The sequence below is a fragment of the Bacillus cereus group sp. BfR-BA-01331 genome (genome assembly GCF_022663915.1).
GTDB classification, from domain to species: domain Bacteria; phylum Bacillota; class Bacilli; order Bacillales; family Bacillaceae_G; genus Bacillus_A; species Bacillus_A mycoides.
The window spans coordinates 1-487 of record NZ_JAKUGJ010000147.1 but is presented as its reverse complement, the minus strand read 5'-3'; the positions used below and the strand labels follow the sequence as shown (position 1 = coordinate 487).

The window sequence follows — 487 nt, the reverse complement described above, 5'->3', positions numbered from 1 at the left end:
TTATACAAAATGCGGTCTTTCCACGTAGTTTTTTATTATCTGTTATAGATGTTATAAAAGTAGGCACATCAAATAAACCCTGACGGGTTTCAAATTTTTCGCTATGCTACCTGATGGGCAGAAGTGGTATACTCATACACAACACCTAAAATATCAAAGACTGTTTTTTTCTCATATCTGTGAGATTTTCGTCCGTTTCGCTGTAGGAGGTTAAACAGACGAAGGAGAATCTTTGATAATTCTTGGGTGTTTTTATGTAGTGCTTGATGAAAAAGTAAGAAATAATCTTTAATTATGTACATCGCTTTATATTCACTTAGTTCTTTCTGTTTCTTACGTAACAGGAGTTCTCTCATTTTAAACATAGTAGAAGAACATAATAGGATACTAATGAGTTGTCCATAAAGGTGGCATTCTAATCGCTCTTGTTTAATAGATTTACAACGATGAATTCGAAACCAAGATTTCCATATTTTAAATAACAGCT

Annotated in this window: 1 pseudogene; it reads right to left on the bottom strand. The window is 32.6% G+C overall.

From position 1 onward, the window contains the following. Positions 1-101: 101 nt before the first annotated feature. A pseudogene (locus MR155_RS31355) lies at positions 102-487 on the bottom strand (IS4 family transposase); the annotation flags it as partial.